The sequence below is a fragment of the Burkholderia cepacia genome (assembly GCF_001039005.1).
GTDB classification, from domain to species: Bacteria; Pseudomonadota; Gammaproteobacteria; order Burkholderiales; family Burkholderiaceae; genus Burkholderia; species Burkholderia theae.
In genome coordinates this window covers 99,790-125,988 of the sequence record NZ_LDWR01000009.1, presented here as the reverse complement: position 1 = coordinate 125,988, position 26,199 = coordinate 99,790, and the positions used below count along the sequence as shown (strand labels likewise).

25 protein-coding genes and 1 pseudogene are annotated in these 26,199 nt (G+C 65.1%); 8 read left to right on the top strand and 18 right to left on the bottom strand.

The annotated features are described in order from the left end of the window. Nucleotides 1–32: 32 nt before the first annotated feature. Complete coding sequence (locus tag VL15_RS04500; protein ID WP_048243365.1) at nucleotides 33–986, bottom strand: choline ABC transporter substrate-binding protein; 954 nt, start codon at nucleotides 984–986, stop codon at nucleotides 33–35. A 289-nt stretch (nucleotides 987–1,275) separates the two neighbouring features. Further along, nucleotides 1,276–2,205, bottom strand: coding sequence for a LysR family transcriptional regulator (locus VL15_RS04495; protein ID WP_048243363.1), 930 nt, complete (start codon nucleotides 2,203–2,205; stop codon nucleotides 1,276–1,278). Between the two features lie 179 nt (nucleotides 2,206–2,384). Here VL15_RS04495 and VL15_RS04490 point away from each other — a divergent pair, with 179 nt between their 5' ends. Further along, nucleotides 2,385–2,987: an NADPH-dependent F420 reductase gene (locus VL15_RS04490; RefSeq protein WP_048243361.1), complete on the top strand. Its 603-nt coding sequence runs from the start codon at nucleotides 2,385–2,387 to the stop codon at nucleotides 2,985–2,987. 521 nt (nucleotides 2,988–3,508) lie between these two features. Beyond that, nucleotides 3,509–5,953 (top strand): putative bifunctional diguanylate cyclase/phosphodiesterase, encoded by a 2,445-nt coding sequence (locus VL15_RS04485; protein WP_048243359.1) that lies wholly within the window; start codon nucleotides 3,509–3,511, stop codon nucleotides 5,951–5,953. A gap of 95 nt (nucleotides 5,954–6,048) precedes the next feature. On the opposite strand, the gene VL15_RS04480 is transcribed toward VL15_RS04485, so the two are convergent. Then, nucleotides 6,049–6,942: a LysR family transcriptional regulator gene (locus VL15_RS04480; RefSeq protein WP_048243357.1), complete on the bottom strand. Its 894-nt coding sequence runs from the start codon at nucleotides 6,940–6,942 to the stop codon at nucleotides 6,049–6,051. A gap of 118 nt (nucleotides 6,943–7,060) precedes the next feature. Here VL15_RS04480 and VL15_RS04475 point away from each other — a divergent pair, with 118 nt between their 5' ends. Further along, nucleotides 7,061–7,510, top strand: a complete 450-nt coding sequence (locus VL15_RS04475) for a DMT family transporter (RefSeq protein WP_048243356.1) — start codon at nucleotides 7,061–7,063, stop codon at nucleotides 7,508–7,510. Between the two features lie 11 nt (nucleotides 7,511–7,521). Here the strand turns inward: VL15_RS04475 and csgH are convergent, their stop codons facing one another. From csgH to VL15_RS04410, 13 genes and pseudogenes are all read right to left on the bottom strand, one after another. Further along, the gene (gene csgH / locus VL15_RS04470; RefSeq protein WP_048243354.1) at nucleotides 7,522–7,842 is read right to left on the bottom strand and encodes a curli-like amyloid fiber formation chaperone CsgH; all 321 of its coding nucleotides are present in this window, start codon (nucleotides 7,840–7,842) and stop codon (nucleotides 7,522–7,524) included. 115 nt (nucleotides 7,843–7,957) lie between these two features. Further along, nucleotides 7,958–9,328, bottom strand: a complete 1,371-nt coding sequence (locus VL15_RS04465; RefSeq protein WP_080970712.1) for a beta strand repeat-containing protein — start codon at nucleotides 9,326–9,328, stop codon at nucleotides 7,958–7,960. Nucleotides 9,329–9,433: 105 nt separating this feature from the next. After that, complete coding sequence (locus VL15_RS04460) at nucleotides 9,434–9,976, bottom strand: hypothetical protein (protein ID WP_048243350.1); 543 nt, start codon at nucleotides 9,974–9,976, stop codon at nucleotides 9,434–9,436. Between the two features lie 24 nt (nucleotides 9,977–10,000). Further along, complete coding sequence (locus VL15_RS04455; protein ID WP_053077582.1) at nucleotides 10,001–10,939, bottom strand: CsgG/HfaB family protein; 939 nt, start codon at nucleotides 10,937–10,939, stop codon at nucleotides 10,001–10,003. Between the two features lie 23 nt (nucleotides 10,940–10,962). Further along, the gene (locus VL15_RS04450; protein WP_048243348.1) at nucleotides 10,963–11,391 is read right to left on the bottom strand and encodes a curli assembly protein CsgF; all 429 of its coding nucleotides are present in this window, start codon (nucleotides 11,389–11,391) and stop codon (nucleotides 10,963–10,965) included. Between the two features lie 37 nt (nucleotides 11,392–11,428). After that, complete coding sequence (locus tag VL15_RS04445) at nucleotides 11,429–11,983, bottom strand: CsgE family curli-type amyloid fiber assembly protein (RefSeq protein ID WP_053077581.1); 555 nt, start codon at nucleotides 11,981–11,983, stop codon at nucleotides 11,429–11,431. Nucleotides 11,984–12,531: 548 nt separating this feature from the next. After that, nucleotides 12,532–12,729, bottom strand: a pseudogene (locus VL15_RS04440) (aldehyde dehydrogenase family protein); the annotation flags it as partial. 56 nt (nucleotides 12,730–12,785) lie between these two features. Beyond that, nucleotides 12,786–13,301: a c-type cytochrome gene (locus VL15_RS04435; RefSeq protein ID WP_155420112.1), complete on the bottom strand. Its 516-nt coding sequence runs from the start codon at nucleotides 13,299–13,301 to the stop codon at nucleotides 12,786–12,788. A gap of 32 nt (nucleotides 13,302–13,333) precedes the next feature. Continuing rightward, nucleotides 13,334–13,834 carry a c-type cytochrome gene (locus VL15_RS04430; protein WP_048243342.1) on the bottom strand — a complete coding sequence of 167 codons (501 nt, stop codon included), beginning with the start codon at nucleotides 13,832–13,834 and terminating at the stop codon, nucleotides 13,334–13,336. Further along, the gene (locus VL15_RS04425) at nucleotides 13,831–14,379 is read right to left on the bottom strand and encodes a methylamine dehydrogenase light chain (RefSeq protein WP_048243340.1); all 549 of its coding nucleotides are present in this window, start codon (nucleotides 14,377–14,379) and stop codon (nucleotides 13,831–13,833) included. Before VL15_RS04425 ends, VL15_RS04430 begins: the two co-directional genes overlap by 4 nt. Nucleotides 14,380–14,418: 39 nt before the next feature. Next, on the bottom strand, nucleotides 14,419–15,045 hold the full coding sequence (mauD, locus tag VL15_RS04420) for a methylamine dehydrogenase accessory protein MauD (RefSeq protein WP_048243338.1): 627 nt from the start codon (nucleotides 15,043–15,045) through the stop codon (nucleotides 14,419–14,421). After that, the gene (locus VL15_RS04415) at nucleotides 15,042–15,596 is read right to left on the bottom strand and encodes a MauE/DoxX family redox-associated membrane protein (protein WP_048243335.1); all 555 of its coding nucleotides are present in this window, start codon (nucleotides 15,594–15,596) and stop codon (nucleotides 15,042–15,044) included. Before VL15_RS04415 ends, mauD begins: the two co-directional genes overlap by 4 nt. A 7-nt stretch (nucleotides 15,597–15,603) precedes the next feature. Next, the gene (locus tag VL15_RS04410; protein WP_048243333.1) at nucleotides 15,604–16,761 is read right to left on the bottom strand and encodes an amine dehydrogenase large subunit; all 1,158 of its coding nucleotides are present in this window, start codon (nucleotides 16,759–16,761) and stop codon (nucleotides 15,604–15,606) included. A gap of 244 nt (nucleotides 16,762–17,005) precedes the next feature. Here VL15_RS04410 and VL15_RS04405 point away from each other — a divergent pair, with 244 nt between their 5' ends. The 5 genes from VL15_RS04405 (at nucleotide 17,006) to VL15_RS04385 (ending at nucleotide 23,169) form a co-directional block, all read left to right on the top strand. Continuing rightward, nucleotides 17,006–17,968, top strand: a complete 963-nt coding sequence (locus tag VL15_RS04405) for a helix-turn-helix domain-containing protein (protein WP_048243331.1) — start codon at nucleotides 17,006–17,008, stop codon at nucleotides 17,966–17,968. Between the two features lie 125 nt (nucleotides 17,969–18,093). Continuing rightward, nucleotides 18,094–19,038 carry a GlxA family transcriptional regulator gene (locus tag VL15_RS04400; RefSeq protein ID WP_048243329.1) on the top strand — a complete coding sequence of 315 codons (945 nt, stop codon included), beginning with the start codon at nucleotides 18,094–18,096 and terminating at the stop codon, nucleotides 19,036–19,038. A 474-nt stretch (nucleotides 19,039–19,512) separates the two neighbouring features. After that, nucleotides 19,513–21,225 carry a M36 family metallopeptidase gene (locus VL15_RS04395; RefSeq protein ID WP_048243327.1) on the top strand — a complete coding sequence of 571 codons (1,713 nt, stop codon included), beginning with the start codon at nucleotides 19,513–19,515 and terminating at the stop codon, nucleotides 21,223–21,225. Nucleotides 21,226–21,304: 79 nt separating this feature from the next. Continuing rightward, entirely contained in the window at nucleotides 21,305–22,558 is a 1,254-nt protein-coding gene (locus tag VL15_RS04390; protein ID WP_048243325.1) for a M20/M25/M40 family metallo-hydrolase, read from the top strand. 248 nt (nucleotides 22,559–22,806) lie between these two features. Then, the gene (locus VL15_RS04385; RefSeq protein WP_048243323.1) at nucleotides 22,807–23,169 is read left to right on the top strand and encodes a YbjQ family protein; all 363 of its coding nucleotides are present in this window, start codon (nucleotides 22,807–22,809) and stop codon (nucleotides 23,167–23,169) included. A 6-nt stretch (nucleotides 23,170–23,175) separates the two neighbouring features. Here VL15_RS04385 and VL15_RS04380 read toward each other — a convergent pair whose 3' ends face one another. Together VL15_RS04380 and cysS are read right to left on the bottom strand one after the other, a co-directional pair. Then, a complete protein-coding gene (locus tag VL15_RS04380) occupies nucleotides 23,176–24,426 on the bottom strand; it encodes an MFS transporter (RefSeq protein WP_048243407.1) in 1,251 nt (416 codons plus the stop codon). Nucleotides 24,427–24,676: 250 nt separating this feature from the next. After that, nucleotides 24,677–26,095, bottom strand: coding sequence for a cysteine--tRNA ligase (gene cysS, locus VL15_RS04375; RefSeq protein WP_048243322.1), 1,419 nt, complete (start codon nucleotides 26,093–26,095; stop codon nucleotides 24,677–24,679). Nucleotides 26,096–26,199: the final 104 nt, after the last annotated feature.

Below are 26,199 nucleotides of genomic sequence, written 5' to 3'. Positions count from 1 at the left end.
GTCAGTGCGCGCGTCGTGCGGCGCGCGAGCCATTACAGGCCGAGATACGCCTTGACCGCCGGCAAACCGTCCTTGCCGTCGAACGTCTTCACGCCCGCGAGCCACGGATCGAGCACCTGCGGGTTCTTCTTCAGGTAGGCCTTCGCGGCGTCGGCCGGCTTCGTCTTGTTCATCACCGACTGCATCAGCTGGTTCTCGAGCTGCGTCGAGAAGCGCAGGTTCGTGACGAGCTTGCCCGCATTCGGGCAGCGCGCGATGAAGTCGGGCGCGGTCAGCGTGTACACGCGCGCTTCGCCGTAGTTCGGCCCGAACGACGCGTCGCCGCCGGACAGGTAGTTCATGCTGAGCTGGATGTTCATCGGGTGCGGCTCCCAGCCGAGGAACACGACCCACCTCTTCTCGCGGACCGCGCGCTCGACCGTCACCAGCATCCCGGCTTCGCTCGATTCGACGAGCTTGAATCCGCCGAGCCCGTACTGGTTCGTGTCGATCATCTTCTGGATCGTCGCGTTCGCGCTGCTGCCCGGCTCGATCCCGTAGATCTTGCCGTCGAGTTCCGCACGGTGTTTCGCGATGTCGTCGAAGGTCTTCAGGCCGGCCTGGTATTCGTAGCTCGGCACCGCGAGCGTCGCCTTCGCGCCCGACAGGTTCGGGGTATCGACGACGTTGATCGACTTGCTGTCGAGGAACGGCTGGAGCTGTTTCTGCTGCACGGGCCACCAGTAACCGAGCGACACGTCGAGCTGCTTGCTCTTCAGGCCGGCGAACGAGATCGGCACCGACGCGATCGTCGTCGTCGGCTTGTAGCCGAGCGCCTCGAACACGGTCGACGCGAGCGCCGTGGTCGACGTGATGTCGGTCCAGCCGATATCCGCGAAACGCACGGTGCGGCAGGTCGCGGCTTCCGTTTCCGCAAGCGCCGCATTCGTGAACGCGCCTGTCGCCAGCACGGCCGCGACAAGCGCGGCGATCTTCGTCGACTTCATGGTTCCTCCCGGTTGGACTGGTGCGCGGCCGTTGCACGGGGTGTGCGCCGGCCTGCATCGTGGGAGTAAAAGTAACGAGCCATATTCGCCGCGAGAAGACCCGTGGCGACCTGTTCTTGACTATTTGCGACTATGCGTGGAAACCACTAGGGTTTGGGAAAGGCTTGGCGGGCGGGGGTTTGGGACAGGTTTTGGCGAATGCGCGATTGTCCGGGTGCGTCGTGGATCTTTCAGACTGTCGGGACGCGGGTGTCGAGGGTGCGTTTCAATCGACCTGCCGACATTCGACTCATGCGGCGCCTCCTGCAAACCTTTCGGCCAGCCGCTCCCGCTCGAACGCTTCGACAACGAAGTCGACAAACACGCGCGTTTTCGCCGGCAGAAGCGCTCGCGTCGCGTAATAGATCGAGATCGCCCCAGCGTCCACGTACCAGTGCGGAAGCAACCGCACGAGTTCCCCCCGTTCGATTGACGACAGCACGTCCGACACGGACAGCAGCGCAACGCCCAGCCCGAGAATGGCTGCTTCACGCATGGCCGCCGGGTCGTTGACGACGATGGTCTCGCCGAGCAGTGCAGGCATTTCGCCGCCTGCTGCGTCGCGCATCGTCCGTTGCCGCACGCGGCCGGTGCGGCTCGAGCGCATCACGATGCCGCCGAGTTCCGCAAGATCGCCAGGATCGGTCGGGGACGTGCGGCCGGCCATGTAGGCCGGCGACGCAACCGCCACGAGGTGCGCAGGCGCCAATGGACGAGACACGACGCCCGGGGCGAGATCGAATCCGCCACCCAGCGCCGCATCGTATCCCTCCGCAATCAGGTCGACCGGTCGGTTCTCGAAGTACCAGTCCGGGCGAACCATCGGATAGCGAGCGAGGAACGCCGGCAGCAGCGGCATGACGTACGTCATGCCGAACGTCGGCGCCATGCTGACTTTCAGCACGCCAGCCGGCTCGCTGCGATCGGTCGAGACGGACGCGATCGCGGCCTGGAGCGCGTCCAGATTGCCGCCAATTTCCACGAGAAAGCGCGCACCCGCCTCGGTCAGCGTGAGCTTGCGCGTCGAGCGCTGGAACAGTCGCACGCCGAGATTGCGTTCCAGCAGCGCAACGTTGCGGCTGACCGCAGCGGGCGTCAGCGCAAGACGCCGCGCGGCCGCGGAGAAGCTGCCCGTTTCAGCGCTGCGCACGAACGATTCGAGGTTGGCGAGTGTTTCCATGCGTCAATCTTAAAGCATTGATTGAAAATAATTCAAACAATTACCCGCTAATCATCAAGCAATAAAGGCGGCAACATTCGCTCAACCAGCCTTGGGGAGTGACCATCACAGGTTGCTCTCCTCGCCGACACCGGCATCGGCTGCCACTTGATTCATCCCTCTTCACCAGGAGCATCGTCATGAGCACCATCGGTATCATCGGAGCAGGCGCCATCGGGTCCGCGTTCGCGAAAGCGCTGGCGCGCAAAGGCGTCGAAGCCATCATCTCGAACAGCCGAGGCCCGGAATCGCTCGCGGATCTCGCACGCGAACTCGGTCCCTCAATTACGCCCGGAACGCGCGAACAAGCGGCCGCGCAGGACATCGTCCTCGTCGCCGTGAAATGGGCGAAGCTGCCGTCCGCCCTCTCCGGGTTGCCGGACTTCGGCGGACGCATCGTGATCGATGCGAACAACCCGATCGAGGGACCGACGTTCGAACCCGCCGAATTGCATGGCCGGACGTCGAGCGAAGTATTCGCGGACCTCGTGCCGGGCGCACGCGTCGTGAAGGCGTTCAATCATCTCCCGGCGCACTTCCTTTCCGACGATCCGCAGGCCGAGGGCGGACACCGCGTGTTGTTCCTCGCGGGAGACGACGCGCAGGCGAAATCGGCTGTGAGCGAACTGATCGCGCGGCTCGGCTTCTTCGGCATCGACCTGGGTTTGCTCGTAGGCGGGGGGCGGCTGGTGCAAGTCCCAGGCGGCCCGTTGCCGGTGCTTGATCTCGTCAAATTCGGCTAGCCCGCGGCTTACGAAATCGACGGTCTCAAATGTCGGCTCGCGGCTGATCCGAGTGGGCGCAACCTGCCCCGCAACCGACCATGCCGCGTCCGACCCTCGATTCGGCGTCAAGTCCGAATGAGGTTCCCGGTCAACCAGGTTTGTTAGTTCGATGCGCGCGACTATACTTCGATCGTCTGATGAAATTGGGCCAGTCTTCAGGGCGGAGCTTGATCGCAAAACATGAGCAGCCCGCCATACGGGGTACTTCGGCGAGTCGATATTGACGCATTGAAACCACGTCGCTTCACGCATGGAGCGAACGGAATCGTCAAACTGTCCTAAGCAATCGACTATTCGCGGCCTGCCCCGTCACCATCGCGTATTCGACCGACCTCGCACCGACGGTTGGTTCGATACGCGTGCGATGGGCAGGATCGATGCGCCCCTATACATGTTCGGTGCACTTTTTGTTGGCGAGGCACCCGAGATCGGTTCGTTGCAGCGGCAGCCGTTAGCGGGATTGCGGGGGAGAATCTGGCATGCGTTTTCAATCCAGGCTTCACCACGGACAAGGGGTCGCGCGGTCCTGGCCTCACGCCGGGTTCGACATGAAATCGCACGGGCTGCCATGGGGTGTGCGCGCCGGCAAACACAGCGCGACGACACCTGCCAGGGCGAGATCGTTGCCCTGGCCCCACCACTGGCACAGTGAAGAGCCTCGCGAAAACGCGCAGGGCGATCCGGTCAATCGTCGCGTCCTCGTGATCGACGACAAGGCTGCGACTCACCAGAATTTCCGCAAGATTCTCGCTCGCCCGCTGGACAGCGAAACTGCGCCGGCCACAACCGAGGCGCCTTTTTTCGACGAGGCTCCATCCGATCGCGCAGCGTTTCAAATCGATTCCGCCTATCAGGGCCGGGAAGCGCTGGAGCGGGTCGTGCAAGCGCTGGCGGAGAACAAGCCCTATGCGATAGCCTTTGTCGACACGCACATGCTGCACGGCTGGAACTGCGTTCAGACCATCGAGCGACTCTGGCAAGCGGACCCGACGTTGCAGGTTGCCCTGTGCAGCCTGCCTTCCGATCCCCCTTGGGGCACCCTGGCCCGGCACCTGGGCGCAGACGACCGGCTGCTCATTCTCAAGAAGCCATTGAACAACATCGAGGTCCGTCAGGCGGCCAGCGTGCTGACCGCGAAATGGCAGATGACGAAAGAGGCGGCCGTCAAGCCGAACGACCCGGAATCGCTCGTCGAGGAAAGAATCCATGCGCTGGCTGAAGCCAACATCATCGTCCGGAACAGTCCGGTCATCCTTTACCGTCTGCGTGGCGTGCCGTCGTTTCCGCTCATCTACATCTCGCATGACATAGCCACGTTCGGCCACGACCGCGCTGCGTTGCTCGCGTCGCCAGTCTGGGCCAACGAACTTGTCGCGCCGGAAGACCAGGAAAAAGTCGATGCAGCACTGGCGCGAATACTGGAACAGGGCGCCGAAGGCGTCTCGATCGAGTTCCGCTTGCGCACAGGCGACGGCGCTTACCGTTGGGTCGAGAATCGCTATGTGCCGGTCCGCGACGACGATGGGCGGCTGATCGAAGTCGAAGGGATCATCATCGACATCACCGGGCGCAAGACAGCGGAGGAAAAGGTCGCACGGCTCGCCGGCACGGATGCGCTCACGGGATTGGCGAATCGAGCCCGCTTCGTCGCGCAGGTGCGTCAGGCTTTCGCTGCAGCCCAACATGGCGCGATGCCGTTTGCGATCCTCTTCGTCGCGCTCGACGACTTCACGCTGATCAACGACAGACTGGGTCACCCGATCGGCAACCTGTTGCTTCGGGAGCTGGCTGAACGTCTCAGGCATGCCGCTCACGAGCGCGACCTGGTTGCACGGTTGAGCGGCGATACGTTTGCCGTGCTGCAGGGTGAGATGATCGAGCCGGCCAACGCCGCGGCGCTGGCTGCGAAGCTCCAGGCGGCGCTGGCGGCTCCTTATCTGCTCGATGGAAACGACGTGCGTATCTCGGCGAGTATCGGCATCCGTGCGTACGCCCAGGGTGACCGTGGAGCAGACGCCATGCTGATGCAGACCGATTTGGCGCTGCGCCGTGCGAAGCACAAGGGCGGCAACCGGTATCACTTTCATTCCGACGAACTCGACCAGGCGGCGCGCGATCGTGTTGCACTCGCCGACGAACTGCGCGGCGCGATCGAACGCGGCGAGTTCGAACTCCGGTACCAACCCGAGGTCGAGTTGTCCTCCGGAAACATTCTGGGGATGGAAGCGCTGGCGCGCTGGCACCATCCGACGCGGGGCCTCATTGCTCCCGGTGTGTTCATCCCGATCGCCGAGCGGGACGGCACCATGGCAGCGCTCGGGCGCTGGGTGCTGGATCAGGCGTGCCGGCAAATGAGAGCATGGCGCGACGAGGGGGTGGCCCCGTTGATGATCGCGATCAATCTGACTCAGTTCGAGCTCACGGGTGCGCAAACATTCGTGCGCGATGTCGCCGAAGCAGCCGCGAAGTGGCGTCTCGCCCCGTCGGATCTGGAATTCGACGTGACCGAGGCGACGCTTGCCCGACTGTCGTGGGCACAAAGCGACATCCTCCCGCAGCTGCATGAGCTCGGCGCAAAGATTGCCATTGATGATTTCGGCAGCAGTTACGCGGCATTCGAATATGTGAAGGCTTATCGCGTGAATCATCTCAAGATCGCGCGATCCCTCATCCACCGGTCTACCCGCGACCCGGAGAGTGCGGCGACGATACGCGCCATCGTCACCCTGGCGCACAGTCTCGGGATCGGGGTCATTGCCCAAGGCGTGGAGACCGAGCAACAACGTGCGCTGCTGGCCGCGACGAACCGGGCAACGAGCGCGCAAGGTTTCCGTTTCAGCGAAGCGGTGGGGGCCGATCGAGCCAGCGAGCTTCTGCGCCAAGGCCACATCGCTCCTTCTGCGGCACCTGGTTCGGATGGCTAAGCGCTCGATTGTCGCGGCTGCACGTTCCGCCGTTGAGGTCATGGCGGATTGAATCCGCAGTCGCGAACCGCCATTTTCACCCGACGCTCGAGCCGTCAACCCTCGCGACGCCCCGCCATCACAACCCGCACAAACACCTCCGCCAGCGCCGTCGGCTCGACCGGCAACACCAGCGTACACACCGACTGCGCGTCGTCGTCCGAAAGCCGCACGAACGCGACACCGTCGACACCGAGGCTTGCCATCCGCTTCGGTACGATCGCAATGCCCCGCCCGGCCGCGACGAGATTGAGCATCGACGTCTTCGGCGAAACGATCCTCGCGGCGGTCGGCACGAACCCGCGCTTCAGGCACAGATCGATCACGACGCGCGCCAGACCGCCGCGCTCGCGATGCACGGCCGATACGAACGGCTCCCGTTTCAGTTGCGCGACGGTCGTGCGCCTTCGCGCGGCGAGCCGATGGTCGACCGGCAGCGCGACGCACAGCCGCTCGGCAGCGAGTTCGACGAAGCGCACGCGCGCATCGCGCCGCAACACCGGCAAGCGCACGATGCCGATATCGGCGTGGCCGTTCGCGACTTCCGACACCTGATCCTCCGATGACGCCCGGTCGAGATCGATGCGCGCGTTGGGGCAATCGCGCATGAAGCGGTCGAGATCCGCCATCAGGCTGTTGACGGGAATGGTGCTGGAATGCAGCAGCCTCAGCACGCCGGCTTCGCCGCGCGACAGTTGCGCGCCTTCGTCAGCGGCCGCGACCAGCATTGTCGGCACCGACGCGACGCGATCGCGGTAGACCGCCCCGGCCGGTGTGAGCCGGACGCCCCTCGGTTCCCGTTCGAACAGCCGGAACCCCAGTTCGTCTTCCAGTTGACCGATCTGCCGGCTGAGGGCCGACTGCGCGACATAAAGCGCGGCCGCGGCCGGCGTGAAGCCGCCGAGATCGGCCACGGTCAGGAAGTACTGGATTTGCCGCAGGGATGGCATGCCGAAACGAGATGGGTAGGCGTCTGATTCGATATTTGTCTTATACCGGGGCGCTCGTGAGAATGGAAGCCTTCCGGGCCGCAAGCGCCGCAAAGGCCCGGACATTCTGGAGCATTCGATGTCCGCGACTCCCCTGCTGTCCTACCTGCTCGTCGTTGCCGCCGGCATCAGCGTCGCGTTGCAGCAGGTGCTCAACGCGAACCTCCGCGCACAACTGGGTTCGCCCTGGTGGGCCGGATCGGTGAGTTATCTCGTCGGCCTGATCGTGATGCTCGCCGTCGCGATGCTCGCCCCGCCCTCACGCGTGAGCGCGGCGTTCCCGGCGCCGGGCTCGTGGTTCAGCTGGACAGGTGGATTTTTCGGCGCCGTGTTCGTCGGCGTCGCGGTCCTGATGGTGCCGCGCCTCGGCGCGGCCACGACGCTCGCGCTGATCGTCGTCGGGCAGATGGTCGGCGCACTCGCGTTCGATCATTTCGGCCTGTTCGGCGTCCAGCAGCATTCGGCCAGCCTGATCCGGATTGCCGGCGCGGCCTGCCTCATCGTCGGCGTCGTGCTCGTGCGCGCGTGACGTGCGATCGGTCAGTCCGATGCGCGATGCGGATTGCAGTTCGCCGCGTATTCCGCCTGTTCACCGTTCACTCGCACGACCAGCGTCGCGTGGCAGGTGTCGTCAGGACCGACGCTCAGTTGCAGCGTTCCGAGCGACTTGTCTTCACCATCGGCGAGCCGCGACTGGCCGGAACGCGTCAGCGTGACCGAACCCGCGCCGCCGGCTTTCGTCACATGCAGGCTATAGGACAGATCGAGCGACGCGGCCGCGCGCACATGCGGCACGATGTTCACGCCACCGGCACTGGCGGCAATGTCGAAATAGGCATTCAGCGCGTGAATTCCAACCATGATCGTTTCCTGTCGGACGAGACGGGACCGGCGCGAAACGCGATGCGCCGCTCGCGGATGAAACAAAAAAAGCCGAACGGGCGACCGTCCGGCTTTCCGATTACAACGGCGATGCTCAGTGCTGCTTGACCGTTGCTGTGTTGCCGAAGCCGGCCTGGCTGATGTTCGCGTAGTTGTAGTTGCCTTGCTGCAGCAGCGACGCGTTGTTGTTGTACCCGATCTGCGTCACGTAGCCCTGGTTGCCCGTGCCGGACATCTGCGACGCGGTGACGATGTTGGAACCGCCGGCCTGCGCGAGCGTCAGCGTATCGTCCGCGCCGAACTGCGTCGCGTTGGCCAGGTTGCCGACATCCCCCGACTGAGTCACCGATACCGTCGAGTTCAGCGCCGACTGAGTCACGCTCGCCTGATTGTTCGCCGAATCCTGCTCGATCGAAGCCTTCGAGCCCGACGAACCGCTCTGCCAGATCGTGGCGAGGTTGTTCGCGGCGGTTTGCGTGATGGTCGCGGTATTGCCATAGCCGAACTGTTGCGTGATCGTCGCCGTGTTCGACGCGGCCGACTGGTTGATCGTCGCGGCATCGGCGTAATCCACCGCCTGGTTCACCGTTGCGCTGTTGTTGTCGGCGGTTTGCGTGATCGCAGTCGTATCGTTGTTCGACAAGAACTGATTCACCGCCGCGGTATTGCCAGCCAGGCCACCCGACTGCGTAATCGTCGTCACGTTGCCGCCGCCGAACGACGACGTCACATTGGCCGTCTCGACGCCGTTCTGGTTCGTCGTCACGCTGTCGCCGTATTCCGCGAACTGCGACACGCTTGCATTAGTCGCGCCGCCGGTTTGCGTGATGGACGTCGTGTTGCTGCCGCCCCAGGTCGTCTGGACGGATGCCGTGCCGCCCACGCCCGTCTGCGTGATGCCGACGTTGTTCGAGTAGGTATCGGTCTGCGCCACGGTCGCGGTGTTGAGCGCTGCATACTGGCTCGGCGAGCCCTGGTTGATCGTCACCGTGTTCGAGCCACCACCTTGCTGCGAGATCGACGCGGTGTTCGCCCAGGCGTACTGGTTGATGACGTTGGTATCGTATTGCGCGCCGCCCGTGAAGGCCGAGACCGTCTCCAGCACCTTCGCCGAGAAGTTGCCGCCGCCGACCTGCGTGATGGTGTTCCTTTCGTTCGACGTGCCCGTCTGATTCACCAATACGGTCGAGGCCGGCTGCGCCCAGTTGGACGACTGCGAAATCACGGTCGTGTCACCCGACCCGCCCTGGGTCGTCACCGTGGCGCTGAACGGATACTGCGACGTCGATGACGCCGATTGCGTGATCGACACGTTGTCGCCGGTCGTCGCGTTCTGATCGACGCTCGCCGAATTGAAGCTGCCGAACTGGTTCACGCTCACCGTATTGCCCGACGAATCGGCATGGGCTGCGGCCGATGCGAGCGCGAGCACTGCCATTGCGATTGCAGACTTGGTCACCGTCATTTTTTGCTCCTGATTCGAAAGAAAATTTGCCGGAAAAGACTGGCCCTTCCCGGCGCCCCCGCCAGTTGAGGTTGCCCCCACCTTGTAAAACGCTTCACACCTGCATCAATGCGTGAGCACCGTGGCGCGCGCCCCGTTGCCCGACTGAATCACCTGGATCCCGGTGTTCGATCCGCCCTGCACCAGGTTCACCGCGTTGTTGCTGCCGTTCTGCGTGACGCGCGCCGACAGCGACGTGCCGTTCTGCGTCGCGTCGACCGAATTACCTGCGCCGTTCTGTTGCACCCGCAACGTGTTGCCGCTACCGCGTTGCGCGGCATTCAGCGTGTTGCCGCTGCCGGACTGCGACGCGCCCACCCAGTTCTGCGCGCCCACTTGCCGGGCCGTGATCGTGTTGCCGTCGCCGGTCTGCCAGACCGCTGCCCCGTTCCGGCCGGCCTGGTCGAGCGACGCGGCATTGCCGCTGCCGACTTGCTGGAGCGTCAGGATGTTGCCGCTGTAGTCGAACGCGGGCTCCGGCGGCCCCAGGTCGCTGAGCGGCACCGGCGCACCGGCCGCGGCGTGGGCCGCCGCGACGAGCAAGACGGCTGCCAGCACCCGCCACGCGAAACCCGCGCGTGCGCGTCGATCGAGCTGTCGATTCATCATGTTTTCTCCGAGACCTGATGCCGGTTAATGACTGGATGCGCCCTGACGATCGACCTTCTGCGGGTCATACGCCGTATTGACGTCCTCCATGTCCTGCGCGTACTGCCGGTCCTCCTGCAGGTACCGCTGCATCGTCGGGTCGTACCAGTCCTGGTCGTTCTTCAGCGCCCACGTCTGGTTCTCGACGCCCTGAACGATCAGGTGGGTCAGCGCCGACTCGATCGCTTCGTTCACGCAGATCTGCGCGGGTTCGTTGCGGGTCATCCCGACTTCCGCCTGCAGCAGGTCCTTGAAACCGACGAAGCGATAGACGCCCGTATCGACCTGATACGAATAGACCGTCTTGGTCGTCGATACGCTGTTGAGCACCTGACCGGTGCGGATATCGATCGCGCGCAGGTTGACCGTGACCTGATCGATCCGATACTGGGCGGATCCGCTGATCCCGAGATAGGCAACGCCGGCCCCGCCGGTGCGCACGTTCGTGTCGTAGCCGACGATCCCGCCTTCGAGCACGATGTTCGCGGGCATGAGCGGCGCCATGCCGTCGTTCTGCGCCTTCTTCACGTCCGCGCCGTCGATCGCGCGCATGATCTTGCGTTCGGTCAGGAGATCCTGAAGGTTCTCGCGCTCGACCGGCGTGAACCAGCCGGAGTCGCGCATCGCCTTGACCAGGAACGACGCGCCGCCCTGCGTGACCTGCGACGAGAACGAACTGTCGGGCGACGCCTTGTACTGGCCCGTCAGGTCGCGAAAGCCGTACACGGCGGCGACGATCCTGCCCTTCGGCGGCGGCAGGTGAGTCAGGTCGCGCGTGGTGCGTGTCGGCGGCGTCAGCGTCGCATTGCTCGCGGCCGGCATCGGACGCGTGACGCATCCGACCATCGACAGCACCAGCGTCGCCCCCAATGCGGCGCGCGTCATCCCCGTCGCGCCGCGCGCGATGTCGATCATTTTTTTCATGGTCTGCTCGGTTGCTTTTCGATTTATTGGCCGTTGCTTACGATGAACGTCGAGGTCGCCCCGGTCGTCTTGTCCGTCGTCGTCACCTGAAGGTTGCCGTTGCCGGCCTGGCTCACGACGATCGTGAAGTTGCCGGTGCTGATGGTCCCCGGCTTGAGCTCGCCGTTGGTCCCGACGATCGAGTTCGTCACCGAGCCGGCGACGCGTGACAGGATCGCCTGCTGCAACTGCGCGTTGAACTGATCCAGCGACGACTGGGACGTCGACGGAGACGACGACAGCGACGGATCGGTGTGCTTGTTCTGCGCGTTGGCCTCGTTCAGCAGGTTCGGGCCATTGGCAGGATTGCCGCCGAAGTTCGGATTGTTCGGCGTATAGACGAGCGCTGAAGCCGACGCGAACGTCGACGCCGACATCATCGCCATCAGTACAACTAATTTCTTGGTTTTCATATCAGTCCTCTCCTCGTTCCTTCACAACATTTTTTGGTTAAATCTCGTCCTTCGCGAGGTCGACGTCGGGGAACAGCAGATTCGACAGGTCGTCCTGAATGACGGTTTGAAAGGCCAGATTGGCGGCGCTCTCCGCCACCCCGCGGACATTGGAGCGCGCGATCGGCAGGAAGGTCTGAAACACGCGCTTTTGCTGATACTCGACCCAGATCAGGCTGCCGTACCGCCCCGACGGGCGTTCGTGAATGGCAACCACATAACGCTCGCTCAACGGAATCTCCGTCCATGCGCGCGAGAAGTATGTAAAGAAGTCGCGGCCGGCGAGCGTCACGGCGTCAGTGGTGACCGTGCCCCCGAGTCGATCTTCAGGAAGCGGCTTGCGGGGTGCGGGTGTGATGGCGCGCGATGCGGCGCCGGTGGCCGGCTTCGCCGCGACCACGCCCGGATTCGCGGCCGGCGGCGGCGGTTCCATGACGCGTTCGGCGTTCAGCAGCGTCGAAGGCGGTGCGATGGGGTGTCCGACGGGCGCTGCCGACGGCGACAGGTCGATCGTGTCCTGGGCGCCGGCCGTCGCGCAGAGCGACAGGCACAACAGCGCCCCTCCCGCAGTTCGCAGGCGTGAACTCGAAATCATTTTCCCCAACCCCCGGTTGACTTGTACTAACTATGACGCCGGTCTGTCTTTCGTTTTCACCGGACTGCGTCTAGCGTGATGCGGCACATGGGTCGTTGAAGGAGCAAGAGGCATGCCTGACGAGAATTTATTGACGGCGCCGTTATTTTCTCGAAAGGCGATTATTCCGCATTACATATTTTCTTCACGTAAAACGTTTGCGATCCTGATTCCATTAAAAAGCATTCTTGTTTACCCGCCCCTTCCGGATCGTAATGTCATACGAATATCCGAATTTTCCTGAACCCGATTATGCCGGGCCGCGAAACGTAACGTCCCAATACGAACACATCCGTAACGACACGCCGTAACGTCCTGTCACGGGATGATAATTGTCCGATGAAAACCGGTTTTTGTATGACGTGAACCCGAACGGACGGTCGATTATCGTTTGCCAATCTTATAAACGTGTTGCAGGTCAAGTGCTTTCGGTTTGCGCGGCAGCGGTGCGATTATCGTTTTTCTAATTAATACGCCAGCGCTTTAAATCGCAGTGAGATCAGGTGTGTTTCGCTTTCGGTGTACGGGGCGATCACCGCGCGACCGAACTCACGCCCGAAGCCCGACTGCTTCATCCCGCCGAACGGCATCGCGTCGTCGAGCAGCGAATGGCAATTGACCCACGCCGTGCCGGCTGCGATACGCGGAATGAGTTGATGAATCGCGAACGGCAAGGTGCCGTTCGTCTCCATGTCCGCTCTTGATTCCTTGAACGAGTCGGTCAGTAGCGCTCCGTGACGCCGTCGATCCCGCGCGCCTGCAACGCGCGGACGAGACCGGCGCGCACGGTCGCGACGTCGGAAAAAGCGGGACGGCGGTGTGCGGCGACTTCAGCGGCCGTATAGGGCTTGAAGTCGCGCGGCAGCGCATCACGGTTCATGGTCGTGAGCACCCAGTTGAGTACGTCGGCCAGATCCTGATCCGACAGCGCCGAGTTCGACGCGCCGGGCACCCGCATCACGTACTCGCGCCCCGCCGGCAGATACGTGAAATAGCCAAGCGAGTTCGCGAGCGGCGGCACCTTGCCGGGAATGCCGCCACCCGTCGCCGTGTGGCAGCCCATGCAGTTGAGCACCCAGTGCTGCCGCGCAAGTGCCGCGTCGGCCACCCCGTCGGCATGCGCCGGCGCGGCGGCCACGCATGCCGCTGCGACGGCAAACAGCAGCAACGACGACAGGCGACGCGACAGGCCACCGATCCGCGCAGCAGCCTTCGACGTGCGCCGTGCGCCCCGCATCGGCTCGCCAACACGCGATGCACGGGCGCCGTTCACAGTCCCAGCCCCTTGATCACCACGTCGCGTTGCACATGAACCGCTGTGCCGTCCATCTCCTTCGCACGCGCCGCGCGGATCTCGGCGGCCGTGAACGGCTTCGCGTCACCGTGCTGCGCGTTGAGGTCGAACACGACGTAGTTGAGCACGTGCGCGATGTCGTCGTCGCTCGCGCTCGCAAACGACGGCATCTTGAAGTTGTAGCTCTTGTCGCGCACCGTGATCTCGCCGAACATCCCGTGCAGCAGCGTCGCGACCAGTTGCGCGCGTCCGGCGTCGGCCGCCGCGTACTTGCCCGGATATTCAGTGAGCGGCGGCGCGAGGCCGTCCTGCCCCTTGCCGCCCGCCTGATGGCACACCGCGCACTGCGCGTCGAACATGTTCTTGCCGGCCGGGTAATGTGCGGCCTGCTGCGCGCCGGCGATGCCCGGCAACGCGATGGCCGCGACGGTCGCCACGCATGCGACCACGCGCCTTCCTGCTTGCTTCACTGTCATTGCTTTGCTGCTCCCAGCAGAACCGAAACCGAACAGTGGTAATTCGAATTACCGTTCGCCATGCACCAGTTGATGTCGTTGTTCAACGACAGCTTGTACAGCGGCTTCTCGCGCTCGTTGCGATTGCAGAAGCACTTGCCGCACGACGTCTTGCCGCAGCAATCGTTGTACGACACGATGTAGTCCGACCCGTCGTGCGGATTGCGGCAGGTGCCGATCCACGTGATCGGCGAAGGCGTCGTGCCCGGCGGGCAACTGCTCGACGTGCCGCCGCAGCAGCTGCAGAGCCAGCCGTCGATCGCGCAGTATTTCCAGTAGTCGCAGCTCATCGGGTCGTCGCTTGCACCCGCTGCGGCCGCGCCGCCGGACGCCGCCGACGCGCCGGACGCCGCATCGGCCGCATACGCGGTGCGATCGACGGGCAGCAGCGGCAGCATCGCCGATCCCACCAGCACCTTGCCGAGCTTCGCCATCGCGCTGCGCCGCGAACTGTGCTGCGCGACGCCGCGCGCCGATCGCTCGAACCATGAATCAAACAGGCCCATGTCGTTGTTCTCCCATGACGTTGAAAGGGGTTCGGCCGGTCAGGCGTGCTGCGCGTGGGCGTCGTGGCTGTGATCGCCGTGCACGAACTGCTGCAGCGACGCGATGCCGCGCTCCTTCGCCTCGAACAGGCTCTCGAGATGCTCGCGCGTGTTGACGAGCCCCTTCGCGCGCACCGTGCCGGTTTCGTCGAGCAGCACGGCATACGGCAGCTTGCCGATCTGGTAGGCGAGGCCAAGCTCCTGCGACAGCACGTACGGGAAGCGACCGAGGTTGTGCTTCCGCGCGAAGCGCGTGTGCTCGTCGACATCGCCGTCGCTCGCGAGCACGATGTTCACCGGCGTCGATTCGCTCGCCTGCAGCGACGGCAACAGCGGCAGCAGCTTCTTGCAGACGGGGCACGTCGGCGACAGGAAGAACAGCAGCGTCGCCTTGCCCGACGCGTCGATGCCGCCGACCTTCACCTGCGCGCCGCGAATGTCGGTCAGCTCGAACGTCGGCGCGATCGCACCGACCGCCGGCCCCTTGTCGATCATCAGCGCGCCGGCCGGCATGATGCGTTCGTACAGGATGCCGATCTGGCGCACGAGCGCGAGACAGATCGCGCCGAGCGCGAGGACGGCTATCCACAGCAAAGCGGTGGAAACGGTGAGAGCGGTTTGCATCATGAATTCCTCAGGTGGGAAAGGCGCGGTACGTTGGCGAGCAGCACATCGACGGTGAGCAGTGCGCAGACGATCAGCAGCACGGAGAAGAACAGCGTCAGGTAGTCGAACCACACGACCGCGCGGGTGCCCGGTTCGACGAGCGCGGTCGCGGCCAGCGCGACAAGCAGCAGCACGCGGCCGACATGCAGCCAGCCGATGCCGCGCGGCGCATCCGTGCGTGCTGCCGTGAAGCCGGAACAACCGCAGTCGATGTCGGTGTGGCCGCGCAGCAGGTTGATCGCGATGCCGGCGGCGAACGCCAGGAGCAACGCGATCAGGCCGAGCGCGCCGGCCGTGCGCGTATCGGGAAACAGCAGCGCCGCGGCGCCGACGGTTTCCGCGAGCGGAATCGCGAACGCGACGGGCGCGGTCAGCGCATCGGGCAGCAGCCGGTAGCCGGCGAGCGCCTGGCGAAACGCCGCGGGCCGGCGCATCTTCGCGAAGGCACCGAGCAACACGACGACGGCCGCGCCGGCCTGCGCGCTGGTGGCGAGTACGGGATCGAGCGTCATCGCGGCCTCACGGGTTGACGAGCAGCGACGACGTATTGCCGATCTGCTTCTCGACGTTCTGCAGCCGGCCGGTGCGCGCATCCATCACGACGAGGTCGGACGTCGCCGTCAGCCCGTAGAACAGCGGCTTGTCGTCCTCGCTGACCTGGATCGACACAAGCGGATCGACCTTCTGCTGCGCGAGATCCCAGCGCGCGACGCGCTGCTTCGACTTCAGGTCGACCACCCACACCTGCGTGCCTGGATCCTTGTGCGAACCGTCGACACCCTTGTGCATCAGCACGTAGTAGCGGTTCTGCTTCGCCTGCACGGCCGTCTGCTGCATGCCGCCCGGACGCCAGCCTTCGGCGCGCTCGGCGTCCGTCAGCAGCGGCCACGGCTTGCCGAACGCCGGCTTGTCGCCGCTGAAATCGGCGCTGCGCACGTTGCCGCCGTACGTCGTGAACAGATAGTCGCCGTGGTACCGCGACGCATTCACGAACGCCGGATCCTTGTCGACGTCGATGAACGCATCCGACATCACGCGCTTCGTTTCCTTGCCGTTCGCGTCGAGCGTGACGGTCAGCGCCTTGCCGCTTTCGCACAGCGCGGTGAAGCGGTCATTCCCGGACGGATACGCGAGCACGCAAGCGGCCGTGTCGATCTCGGAGAGCACCTTCTTCGAAACCGCGTCGATCACCGTCACCGATGCGGCCGGCGTGATGTTCGCGACGTACAGCCGCTTGCCGTCGGTGCTGAACGCGGTGTTGTACGGCGACGGCACATGCTGCCCGTGCTTCGGCGGGATCACGATCTCGCCCGCGTGATCGAGCGTCGTGTTGTCCGTCATCTCGACGACGTCGGTGCGCGTGCCGTGCGAGCCGCGCGAGAAGTAGGTCGTTGCGACGAAGCTCGTCTTGTGGTCGGGTGAAATCGCGAAGCCGGGGCCGAAGCCGCCGTCGATCTGGCCGAGCAGCTTCTTTGCGTCGGCGTCGTACACGTAGATGCGCCCGTCGGTCATCGACGGCATCGAGATGTCGACGATATAGACCTCGTGCGGATGCCACGGCGGCATCTTCTGCACGACCAGCTCCTCCGGCTTTTCCGTCGCTTGCGCATTGCCGATCCATGCCGCCGCGAACGCCAGCGTCGCCGCGAGCGCCGCGGTTCGTCGCCTTGTCCTCATGTCGCCTCCAGTTGGGGATTCACGTGATGTGGGGCGACTGTAGTTCGACAATAAATGCCGTCAGCACCCGGACCGGCAACGCGTGCGTGCCGATTCGGGATATTGGAAATGCACGTGAAAGGCGCCTGCGCCCGCGGCTTCCGACCCTCTGACCCATGCGCGCCGAATCGCACTCCTCCTTATTGCGCCGACCGCGCGGTCGGTTTAATCTTGCGCGGTCCTGCTCGACATCCCCGGAGGCGCTGTGTTCGTGTTCCACGAGAAGTTCGACGACGCGGACCGGCATGCCGAGGCGCTGCGCGGCTGGAACCAGCGCTACGACCAGATCGGTTCGGGCTCGTACCGCAGCGCCGTCAAGCACGCCGTGCTCGACGGCATGCAACTGTTTCAGGAAGCCGCGAACGTTCGCATCATCCAGCGCGGCCGGCTCCCGCCCGGCCATACGGTATTCGGCATGCCGCTCACCGGCTCCGGCGCGTTCGCATTCGGTGGCGCGCGCATCGAACGCGGCACGATGGTGATGGCGCGCGGCGGCGCGCCGTTCGAACTGCATTCGCCCGACGACATGTCGCTGATCGGCGTCGTCGTCGATGCCGCACTGACGCAGCAGATCGAGGATGCGGCCGATGTGCGGCTCGACGAAACCACGCTGCGGCGCGGCGTCGTCGACATGCCGACCGCCGTGCTGATGCGCGCGAGCCTGCAGGTCGCGACGCAGCTCGAACGCGTGCTCGCGGCGCCCGACGCGTTCGTCGACGCGCGCGCGCAGTGCGAACTGCGCGGCGACATCGGCAACGTGCTCGTCGATCTCCTCACGTACCGGATGCCCGAACCGCCGAACCGGCTCACGCACGCGTGCCGCGCCGACATCGTGCGCCGCGTGCACGACCATGTGATCGAGCACCCCGAGGCGCCGGTCGACATCCTGAGCCTGTGCGCGCAGCTGCGCGTGAGCCGGCGCACGATGCAGAACAGCTTCCAGTCGGTCGTGCAGACCAGCCCGCTGAACTACGTGCGCTCGCTGCGCCTGTCGCAGGTGCGGCGCATGCTGCTCGACACGCGGCAGGCCGACCTGCCGATCAGCGACGCGGCCGCGCGCTGGGGCTTCATCCATCTCGGGCATTTCGCGAACGCGTACAAGGCCCAGTTCGGCGAGCTGCCGTCGACCACCGCGCGCCGGTCCGTGCGCGCCGCAAAAACACGCTGAACCCCGCAAAACCCGCGATAATCTCCCGCTGACCGTTCGGCGACTGCGAACCGGCCGCGGCGTGTGCCCGTCCGATCGCCGCCCCCGCACTGCGTGACGACCACCGGATTCCATCCCCTGCCCCGATGCCCGAGGATTTCCACTTCCTGTTGCTGCCCGGCTTCTCCGCGCTCGGCTTCATGTCCGCGGTCGAACCGCTGCGCGTCGCGAACCGCTTCCGCACCGAGCTCTATCGCTGGCACGTGATCAGCGCCGACGGCGCGCCCGTCGCCGCGAGCAACGGCATTCCGGTCGCCGCCGAAGCCGCGTGCGCGGACGTCGCGCAGGTCGATACGGTGTTCGTCGTCGCGGGTTTCGATCCGCTCGTGTGCTACACGCGCGCGCTCGGCGACTGGCTGCGCCGCCAGCACCGGCACGGCGCGACACTCGGCGGGATCGACACGGGCAGCTTCGTGCTCGCGGAAGCCGGGCTGTTCGACGCGTCGCAGCCGCTCACGCTGCACTGGGAAGCGCTTGCCGCGTTCCGCGAGCGCTATCCCGGCCTGAACGCGACGCAGGAGCTGTTCGAGATCGACGAACGGCGCATCACGTGCGCGGGCGGCACCGCATCGATCGACATGATGCTCGACCTGATCGGGCGCCGGCACGGCGCCGATCTCGCGGCGGCGATCTCCGAGCAATTCGTCGTCAGCCGCATCCGGCAGCGCTCGGACAGCCAACGGCTCGAAATCGCCGCGCGCTACGGCGTGCACAACCGCAAGCTGATCCAGGTGATCGGCACGATGCAGCGGCACATGGAAAATCCGCTCGGCTCCGATGCGCTCGCGCAGGACGTATCGATCACGCGGCGCCAGCTCGAACGGCTGTTCAGCGCGACGCTGAACGACACACCGACGCGCTTCTACCTGAACCTGCGCCTCGATCGTGCTCGCGAGCTGCTGCAGCAGACCGACATGAGCATCACGTCGGTCTGCGTCGCGTGCGGGTTCGAATCGCCGTCGCATTTCTCGCGAACGTATCGCGCGCGCTTCGGCGTGAGCCCACGCAGCGACCGACGCGCGACGCGCTGATCGTCGCGGCTTTTAATCACAATCCGGCGCGGTATTACGCGTTCCAGCAGCGCTTCCCGCCGTTCGCTGAACAATGCCGGCGATTGATCGACGGACCGAAGCGATCATCGAAAATAATTTGCAATGTCGTTGAAAATATTCTGTAACATATCCTGAAATTAGATAGGCAGCCTAACGAGACGCGCTTGGGTTCGATGCACATCGAGCCGCGCGGGCTGCCCACCGATATCGATTCCGATCCGAGGGGTATGACATGACGATGCTCGATTCGCCGTCGCCGCACCTGCCTGCCGTTCGCTTCTCCACTTCTTTTCCCGCCTATTTCTTTTCGACCTGACATTTAGGTTTCCTAAGTCAGTCGACACCCCAACACCGCTTCGTCGCTCCGGTTCCATCGAACCGGCGCGCGGGCCGTGTCGTGCCTGCGCGCCACGAGCGCGCGGGCGTGTCCAACCGTTGAGATGAGGATCACGTATGCAGACATCACGCAAAGCATTGCCGCTCGCCCTGGGTCTCGCGCTCGGTTTCGGCATCGTCGGCGGCACCTCGGCCGATACGAAAGTCTCGAACCCGCAAGCAACGAGCCTGCGCGAAAGCCTGACGCGCGGCGTCGCGCCGCCGGCCACGAAAGCCGATACGGCCGGCGGACAGTTCCGTGCGGACGGCGTCGCCGTCACGCTGTACAACCCCGCGTATCGCGTGAAGAAGGCCGCCACGACGCCCGGCGCCACCGCGCGCGACTTCGTCGCGTCGCAGGCCACGCAGCTCGGGCTCGACCCGGCCGCGCTCGCGAGCCTCGTCGTCACGTCGGAGCGCAACGACGCCGACTTCACCGTCGTGCGCCTGCAGCAGCAGGCAGCCGGGCTGCCCGTGTACGGCAGCGACATCGCGGTGACGATCGCGAAGGACGGCCGCATCCTGTATGTGGCGAGCAACACGATCAACGGCGTGGTCGCGACATCGCGCAAGTCGCAGGCCGTCGACCAGCAACAAGCGCTCGACCGTGCCCGCGCGTATCTCGGCGTGAGCGGCTTCACGAATCTGGACGCGCAACTCGTCGCGTTCGTCGACAAGACCGGCACGCACACCGCGTGGAAGGTGCGCGGCCGCCCGCAGGACGGCCCGAAGGGCGACTGGGAACTGCTGATCGACTCGGGCAGCGGCGAAGTGCTGCGCGCCGAGGACAAGGCGTTCTACGCCACCGACGGCACCGGCTTCGTGTTCCGGCCCGACCCGCTGTCGTCGACGAAGAGCAGCTACGGCAGCGCGGGCTACAAGGACAGCAACGACGCCGATTCGTCGCAGCTCACCGCCGCGCGCGTGCGCGTGACGCTGAAGGATCTCGCGCAGTCGGGCTCGCGCTATTCGCTGTCGGGCCCGTACGCGGTGTGCGTCGATTTCGATGCGCCGCTCGACAAAGCGTGCCCCGTGCAGTCGACGCCCGCGTTCGAGTTCACGCGCGGCAACCTGTATTTCGAGGCCGTGAACGCGTACTACCACATCGACACGTTCCTGCGCTACGTGAACCAGACGCTCGGCATCAAGGCACTGCCGTACCAGTACACGGGCGGCGTGCAGTACGACCCGCACGGCGAATCGGGCGACGACAACTCGTCGTACTCGTCGAGCAGCGGCCGGCTGACGTTCGGGCAAGGCGGCGTCGACGATGCGGAAGATGCGGACGTCGTGATTCACGAGCTCGGCCACGGCATCCACGACTGGGTGACGAACGGCGGCCTGTCGCAGCAGGAAGGGCTGTCCGAAGGCACGGGCGACTATCTCGCCGCTGCGTACAGCCGCGACTTCAACCAGTGGAGCCCGTCGGATGCGCAGTACCACTGGGTCTACAACTGGGACGGCCACAACGAGTTCTGGGGCGGCCGCGTGACCAACTGGAACGTCGGACGCACCTATGCGCAGGCGCGCGGCGCGGAGATCCATACGGCCGGCCAGTACTGGGCCTCGTGCAACCTCGTCGCGCGCGACGCGATCGGCGCGCAGGCGATGGACAAGGCGTTCCTGAAGGGGCTGTCGATGACGAACAGCTCGACCAACCAGAAGGCCGCCGCGCAGGCCGTGCTGACGGCCGCCTCCGCGCTCGGCTACAGCAACGCGCAGCTCACCGCGATCGGCAATGCGTACAACAAGAGCTGCACGTACGGCGTGACCGTGCCGCAGAAATCGTAATCCCGCAGCAGGCGGGGGCGCATCGCACGACCTGCGGCACGCCCTCTTCCTCGACATCGCTACCCTCACGAGATCGAACATGCCTACTCTGAAATTGACCCGCCTGAGCGCCGCGCTGGGCGGCATGCTGCTGACCGCCGCCGCGCACGCGACGCCCGTGTGGATCACGCTCGGCGACGCGTCGTTCCGCCAGCTTCAACGCATCGATGCGAGCGCAACCGCGCAATACAGCACGACCGTCGACGCCGGCAAGTCGGCCGACGGCACCGCGCGCCGCGAAACCGTTCACGTCGTCGAGATCGACGACGCGCGGCTCGGCGAACTGGCTCACGCAGTCCACCATACGCGCGGCCACGGGCCCGGTTACGTCGTGCACGATTCGTTCGACGAAGCACGCCAGGCGCTGCAGCCGTTGCCTGCCGCGCTCGCGAAGCAGGCGGCCGCACCCGTGTTCAAGGCATCGAACGCGCCGCAGATCAGCACCTGGATCCAGCAACTGCAGGCCAGCAACATCGTCGGCACGATCACGTCGCTGTCCAGCTTCACGAACCGCTACTACACGACATCGCACGGCGTCGCCGCATCGGACTGGCTCGCGCTGCAGTGGAAGCAACTCGCGGGTTCGCGTGCCGACATCACCGTCGAGCAATTCGCGCACACGGGCTTCCCGCAGAAATCCGTAATCCTGACGATCCGCGGCAGCGATCCCGCCGCGGGCACCATCGTGCTGGGCGGCCACCTCGATTCGACCGTCGGCCGCACGACGGAAAACACGCGCTCGCCCGGCGCGGACGACGATGCGTCGGGTATCGCGAGCCTCACCGAAGCGCTGCGCGTGCTGCTCGCGAACAACTACCGGCCGAAGCGGACGATCAAGGTCATCGGGTATGCGGCCGAGGAAGCCGGGCTGCTCGGCTCGAAGGCGATCGCGAAACAGTTCCGCGCGCAGAATGCGAACGTGGTCGGCGTGCTGCAGCTCGACATGACGAACTACAAGGGCGATCCGAAGGACATTTACCTGATCACCGACTACACGAACGCGGCGCAGAACACCTACCTGACGAATCTGGCGAAGACCTACCTGCCGGAACTCGCGATCGGCACGTCGCAGTGCGGGTATGCGTGCTCGGATCACGCGTCGTGGAATGCGCAGGGTTATCCGGCGTCGTTCCCGTTCGAAGCCGACCAGAACGACAGCCCGTATATCCATACCGTGAACGACACGCTGGAGAACTCGGATCGCCAGGCGAACCATGCGCTGAAGTTCGGCAAGCTGGCGCTGGCCTATGCGGTCGATCTCGGCGGGGATGGCGGTACGGCCGTGAAGCCCTGACGGCGCGCTGACGGATCGTTTGTCGGTCCATCCGTCCGTCCGGAAACGAAGGAAGCGTGTGCGCATCGTTCGCACACGCTTCTTTCCCGACGATTCCGGTCAGCATTCCGTCGAGACGCATGCACTAACAACCTTCGTGGAAGCCTTCATGGCAAGCCACCTGCCGCTCGATCGACTCGATCGAACCGGACGCGCGCGCGCATCCGGATAGAATCGTCACTCGACCACTCCGCTACACGCCTCCCGCCATGATCGACACCTCCCGCTCCATCGACGACCTGTCGCCCGCTCGCGTCACGACCGCCTTCGACCTGCCCGGCCATACGACCGTCCGCTCGCTCGGCGTCGCACAGGGCATCATCGTGCGCTCGCGCTCGATCGTCGGCTCGTTCGGCGCATCGCTGCAGACGATCTTCGGCGGCAACATCACACTCTATACGTCGCTGTGCGAGAAGGCTCGCCAGCACGCATTCGACAAGATGCTCGACGATGCGCGCAAGCTCGGCGCGAACGCGATCGTCGCGATGCGCTACGACTCGACCGAGATCGGCGCGGGCGTGACGGAAGTCATCTGCTACGGCACGGCCGTGCGCGTGACGCAGGACGCGTGATGCGCGTCAGACGTCGCGCTCGAGCGATTTCATGTTCGTGAGCTGCGGAAACAACCGCATCCATGCGAGCGCGACCGCGATCGTCGCGGCGCCGCCGACGACGATCGCCGTCGGCGCGCCCCACCATGCGGCCGTCACGCCCGATTCGAATTCGCCGAGCTGATTCGACGTGCCGATGAACAGCGAATTGACCGCGCTCACGCGGCCGAGCATGTCGTCGGGCGTGCGAAGCTGCACGAGCGACAGGCGCACGACGACGCTGACCACGTCCGACGCGCCAAGCGCGGCCAGCGCCACGAGCGACAGCGCGAAGTGCCGCGACACCCCGAACACGATCGTCGCGATACCGAACGCGATCACGCCACCGAACATCGCTCGGCCCGGCCGCCCCTTCAGCGGAAAACGCGTGAGCCACAGCGTGCCCGCGAGCGCACCGACCGCGGGTGCCGCACGCAGCGCGCCGAGCCCCCACGGGCCGACCTGCAGGATATCGCGCGCGTAGATCGGCAGCAGCGCGGTCGCGCCGCCGAACAGCACCGCGAACAGGTCGAGCGACAGTGCGCCGAGGATCGCCGGTTCGCGCCGGATGAACACGATCCCGGAGAACACCGAACGCAACGTGACCGGCTCGCGTGCGGGCGGCGCGCTGCGCAGCGGAATCGTGCCGCTCAGCATCGCCGCGATCGCGAACGCCACGACGCTCGTGCCGAACGCGGCGGGCGCACCGACTCCGTAAAGCAAGCCGCCGAACGCGGGCCCGAGGATCTGCGCAGCCTGGTTGGCCGACGTCGACAGCGCGGTTGCGCGCGGCAGGTCGGTGCGCGGCACCACGGCCGGCAGCAGCGACGACACCGACGGCGACTCGAACGCGCGGGCCGTGCCGACGATCGCCGCGAGCGCATACACGGCCGGCGCGGCCAGCCATCCTTGCACGGCACCGAGCAGGAACACGCCGGCGGCCAGCGCCTCGACGCCCTGGCAGATCGTCGCGATACGCCGGCGGTCGTAGCGGTCGGCTACCTGCCCGACGACGAGCGTCAGCGCGAACATCGGCACGAACTGCGCGAGGCCGACGAGACCGAGCGCGAAGGCGCTGTGCGTAAGCGCATAGACATACCAGCCGATCGCGACCGACAGGATCTGGAATGCCAGGGACGACATCACGCGCGTGCCCCAGAAGCGCTGGAACGGTGCGTGACGGAACAGGTTCGCGGGTAACGGGGATAAAGGACTGGGGTCGGGCACGGAGTCGGTCATCGAGGTCTGGGCAGTCGGCGCTACGCGCCGGTACCGTTCGGGAAAGCGACTGCGCACGCTGAGGCGTGCGCGCGACAACGGTGCCGACGCGGCCAAATCGCGATGATATGCCAACCGCGGAAAACGGGCCGGGGACATGCCCGGCAACATCGTCCGGACATCGGGGATGACAGTTCCGGCGGTCGCGTTGATCGCCGCCGCCGGAGGGGGCTCGGGCACCGGATCTTCCGATGCAGGCGGCCCGCAGGCTTCACCGCGGCGGGATGCCCGTATCGGTCGAGCCGATGCCGATGCCGATGCCGAACAGGCGTTGACCTTCCTGGGTGTCCTCGACTCTCCAGCCCTGGGCGCTCAACACTTCCCGAATCCGGTCGGCTTGCGCCCAGTCCTTGTCCGCCCTCGCGCGCTCACGATCGCCGAGCAACACGCGAACGTGTTCCGGCATGTCGAACGCAACCGGCCTCCATTCGCGCAAACCGAGGCCGAGCACGTCGTCGAAGCTGTCCACGGTCGCTTTCAAGGTTGCGGGTGGCAGGTTGCTCCTGGCCAGATCCCAGAGCACCGCGAGCGCCCTGGGCAGATTCAGGTCGTCGTTCACTTCCGCGTCGAATCGCGCGGAAAAATCCGTATCGATGCGCCCTCCGTCCGGCCAGCCGGCATAGAGGTGCCGAAGCCGGTTCAACGCGGTGTGTGCCGCATCGAGAGACGCCCACGTGAAATGCAGCTTGCTGCGGTAATGGGCGGTCAGGCACAGGTAACGGTACGCGAGCGGATCGACATTCCGGCTCTGCAAGGCCTGCAGACGGACGAAATCGCCGCTCGACTTCGACATCTTCGTATCGGCGTCGAGCGTCAGGAAGTGCCCGTGCATCCAGTAATTCGCGAGTCGCGTGCCGTGGGCCGCCCGAGTCTGCGCGATCTCGTTGCTGTGATGCACGGCGATATGATCCTCGCCGCCGCAATGGATATCGAACAACGTCCCGAGATACTTCGCCGACATCGCCGAGCATTCGATATGCCAGCCCGGAAAGCCGCGCCCCCACGGGCTATCCCATTCCATTTGCCGCTTGACGCCGGCCGGGCTGAACTTCCACAACGCAAAATCCGTGATGCTCCGCTTCTCGCCCAGCGCTACCCGCTTGCCCGCCTGCAACCCTTCGCGATCCAGCCGCGCGAGATAACCGTAGTCGTCCTGCCGACTGGTGTCGAAGTAGAGGCCATCGTCCGTCCGATAGACGTAGCCGGCCCGGTCGAGCGTATCGATGAACGCAATCTGTTCGGCGATGTGATCCGTGGCACGGCACCAGACCGTCGGCTCGAGCAGGTGGAGCATGCGCCAGTCCCGGACGAAAGCGTCGGTGTAGCGCCGGGCGATGGCCCACGCCGATTCGCCGGTCCGACGGCTCCCCTTTTCCATCTTGTCTTCGCCTTCGTCCGCATCCGAAGTCAGGTGGCCGACATCGGTGATATTGACGACGTGCCGGACCTCGTATCCGTTGCGCATCAGTACGCGCCGCAGGAGGTCCTCGAACACGTAGGTTCTCAGGTTGCCGATGTGGGCATCGTCGTAGACCGTGGGGCCGCAGCAGTACATGCCGACCTGCCCGGCACGGATTGGCGTGAACGGGCGCACGGTACGCGACCAGGTGTCATACAGCGCAAGCGGCATCGAGTTTCTCCGTCCCGAAAGTGTCGGCCCAAAAACAAAAAGGCCGCCTGTTTTGCATCACAGGCGGCCGGAAGGCGATTGCTTGAAAGTTTAGCGAGTTCGCT

Excerpts from the sequence above, each read along its gene's own strand:
- VL15_RS04500 (WP_048243365.1), bottom strand. The coding sequence starts at position 986 with ATGAAGTCGACGAAGATCGCCGCGCTTGTCGCGGCCGTGCTGGCGACA.
- VL15_RS04495 (WP_048243363.1), bottom strand. The coding sequence starts at position 2,205 with ATGGAAACACTCGCCAACCTCGAATCGTTCGTGCGCAGCGCTGAAACG.
- VL15_RS04490 (WP_048243361.1), top strand. The coding sequence starts at position 2,385 with ATGAGCACCATCGGTATCATCGGAGCAGGCGCCATCGGGTCCGCGTTC.
- VL15_RS04485 (WP_048243359.1), top strand. The coding sequence starts at position 3,509 with ATGCGTTTTCAATCCAGGCTTCACCACGGACAAGGGGTCGCGCGGTCC.
- VL15_RS04480 (WP_048243357.1), bottom strand. The coding sequence starts at position 6,942 with ATGCCATCCCTGCGGCAAATCCAGTACTTCCTGACCGTGGCCGATCTC.
- VL15_RS04475 (WP_048243356.1), top strand. The coding sequence starts at position 7,061 with ATGTCCGCGACTCCCCTGCTGTCCTACCTGCTCGTCGTTGCCGCCGGC.
- csgH (WP_048243354.1), bottom strand. The coding sequence starts at position 7,842 with ATGGTTGGAATTCACGCGCTGAATGCCTATTTCGACATTGCCGCCAGT.
- VL15_RS04465 (WP_080970712.1), bottom strand. The coding sequence starts at position 9,328 with ATGACGGTGACCAAGTCTGCAATCGCAATGGCAGTGCTCGCGCTCGCA.
- VL15_RS04460 (WP_048243350.1), bottom strand. The coding sequence starts at position 9,976 with ATGATGAATCGACAGCTCGATCGACGCGCACGCGCGGGTTTCGCGTGG.
- VL15_RS04455 (WP_053077582.1), bottom strand. The coding sequence starts at position 10,939 with ATGAAAAAAATGATCGACATCGCGCGCGGCGCGACGGGGATGACGCGC.
- VL15_RS04450 (WP_048243348.1), bottom strand. The coding sequence starts at position 11,391 with ATGAAAACCAAGAAATTAGTTGTACTGATGGCGATGATGTCGGCGTCG.
- VL15_RS04435 (WP_155420112.1), bottom strand. The coding sequence starts at position 13,301 with ATGCGGGGCGCACGGCGCACGTCGAAGGCTGCTGCGCGGATCGGTGGC.
- VL15_RS04430 (WP_048243342.1), bottom strand. The coding sequence starts at position 13,834 with ATGACAGTGAAGCAAGCAGGAAGGCGCGTGGTCGCATGCGTGGCGACC.
- VL15_RS04425 (WP_048243340.1), bottom strand. The coding sequence starts at position 14,379 with ATGGGCCTGTTTGATTCATGGTTCGAGCGATCGGCGCGCGGCGTCGCG.
- mauD (WP_048243338.1), bottom strand. The coding sequence starts at position 15,045 with ATGATGCAAACCGCTCTCACCGTTTCCACCGCTTTGCTGTGGATAGCC.
- VL15_RS04415 (WP_048243335.1), bottom strand. The coding sequence starts at position 15,596 with ATGACGCTCGATCCCGTACTCGCCACCAGCGCGCAGGCCGGCGCGGCC.
- VL15_RS04410 (WP_048243333.1), bottom strand. The coding sequence starts at position 16,761 with ATGAGGACAAGGCGACGAACCGCGGCGCTCGCGGCGACGCTGGCGTTC.
- VL15_RS04400 (WP_048243329.1), top strand. The coding sequence starts at position 18,094 with ATGCCCGAGGATTTCCACTTCCTGTTGCTGCCCGGCTTCTCCGCGCTC.
- VL15_RS04395 (WP_048243327.1), top strand. The coding sequence starts at position 19,513 with ATGCAGACATCACGCAAAGCATTGCCGCTCGCCCTGGGTCTCGCGCTC.
- VL15_RS04390 (WP_048243325.1), top strand. The coding sequence starts at position 21,305 with ATGCCTACTCTGAAATTGACCCGCCTGAGCGCCGCGCTGGGCGGCATG.
- VL15_RS04385 (WP_048243323.1), top strand. The coding sequence starts at position 22,807 with ATGATCGACACCTCCCGCTCCATCGACGACCTGTCGCCCGCTCGCGTC.
- VL15_RS04380 (WP_048243407.1), bottom strand. The coding sequence starts at position 24,426 with ATGACCGACTCCGTGCCCGACCCCAGTCCTTTATCCCCGTTACCCGCG.
- cysS (WP_048243322.1), bottom strand. The coding sequence starts at position 26,095 with ATGCCGCTTGCGCTGTATGACACCTGGTCGCGTACCGTGCGCCCGTTC.